This window comes from Rhodoferax sp. UBA5149 (assembly GCF_002413825.1).
In the GTDB taxonomy this organism is placed as follows: Bacteria; Pseudomonadota; Gammaproteobacteria; order Burkholderiales; family Burkholderiaceae_C; genus Rhodoferax.
Window position 1 is genome coordinate 1 of sequence record NZ_DHXT01000051.1, and the last position, 1,669, is coordinate 1,669.

A 1,669-nucleotide genomic window follows, 5' to 3' on the forward strand; every position below is an offset into this window, starting at 1 on the left:
CAGGCGGTTTTTAGAACCGCCTGCGACAGTTGCAAAAACGAACTGGATTTTAGACCTAACCTTTGGAGTTAAATATGTCAGTTACCATGCGCGAAATGCTGGAAGCCGGTGTCCATTTCGGCCACCAAACCCGCTTCTGGAACCCCAAGATGGCCCCGTTCATTTTCGGCCATCGCAACAAGATTCACATTATCAACCTGGAAAAATCGCTGCCGATGTTCCAGGAGGCTGCCAAGTTTGCGCGCCAAATCTCCGCCAAGCGCGGCACGGTGTTGATGGTTGGCACAAAGCGCCAAGCCCGTGAGACCGTGGCCGAGGAAGCCCAGCGTGCTGGCGTTCCTTATGTTGACCAGCGTTGGCTCGGCGGCATGCTGACCAATTTCAAGACGGTCAAGACCTCCATCAAACGTCTGAAAGACATGAAGATCCAGCAAGAAGCTGGTCTGGATGCTCTGAGCAAAAAAGAACAATTGATGTTTGCCCGCGAACTCGCGAAGTTGGAACGCGACATCGGCGGCATTCAAGACATGACGGTTCTGCCGGATGCCATTTTTGTGATTGACGTGGGCTTCCACAAGATCGCCATTGCTGAAGCCAAGAAACTCGGCATTCCCCTGATCGCAGTGGTTGACACCAATCACTCGCCCGAAGGCATTGACTACATCATTCCTGGTAACGATGACTCGTCCAAGGCCGTGATCTTGTATGCCCGTGGCATCGCCGATGCGATCATTGAAGGTCGCGCCAACATGGTTGATGACGTGGCTAAGGCGATGGTGGCCGAAAGCGCTGACGAATTTGTCGAAGTGAACGAAGCTGCTGCCTGAGTTGTCCGCGACCCCAAAAAAGGGGGCTTCGTGGCCCCTTTTTTTTAGTCCCCTGTTAAATAATTGAATTGATTACGGAGAATGAAAATGGCTGCAATTACCGCAAGCATGGTGGCTGAACTGCGCGGCAAAACCGACGCGCCCATGATGGAGTGCAAACGCGCTTTGACCGAGGCCGAAGGCGATATGGCCAAAGCCGAGGAACTGTTGCGTGTCAAGCTGGGCAGCAAAGCCGGCAAGGCTGCAAGTCGCATCACCGCAGAGGGCGTGGTCACCAGCTTCATCGGCGGCGGTGTGGGCGCTCTGCTTGAAGTCAACTGCGAAACCGACTTCGTCACCAAAAACGACAGCTTTTTGGCGCTCGCCAATGCGGCTGCTGAATTGATTGCCAAGAATAGCCCCGTTGACGTGGCTGCTTTGGGCACCTTGCCCTATGCCCAGGATGGCTTTGGCCCGACACTGGAAGATGTACGCAAAGGCCTGATCGGCAAGATTGGCGAGAACATGAGCTTTCGCCGCTTCAAACATTTTGCCGATAGCAGCAAGCTGGCTTCCTATTTGCACGGCACGCGCATCGGCGTCGTCGTCGAGTTCGAAGGTGACGAAACTGCCGCCAAGGATGTGGCCATGCACGTGGCCGCCATGAAGCCGGTGGCTTTGTCCAGCGCCGATGTGCCGGCCGAACTGGTGGCCAGAGAGCGTTCCGTGGCGGCCGCCAAGGCGGCTGAAGATGCAGCCGTTGCGACTGCCGCGGGCAAGCCGGTTCAGTCGGCCGAGATTGTCACCAAGCGCATTGAAGGTGGTGTGCAGAAATACCTCAAAGAGGTGTCACTGTTCAATCA

Annotated in this window: 2 protein-coding genes; both read left to right on the forward strand. The window is 55.5% G+C overall.

Annotated features, from left to right (window positions below; all coding sequences use genetic code 11):
* The first annotated feature begins 74 nt into the window (after positions 1–74).
* On the forward strand, positions 75–827 hold the full coding sequence (gene rpsB / locus B3V69_RS04210; RefSeq protein WP_296444104.1) for a 30S ribosomal protein S2: 753 nt from the start codon (positions 75–77) through the stop codon (positions 825–827).
* Positions 828–914: 87 nt separating this feature from the next.
* On the forward strand, positions 915–1,669 hold a 755-nt coding region (tsf, locus tag B3V69_RS04215), incomplete at its 3' end, for a translation elongation factor Ts (RefSeq protein ID WP_296444106.1).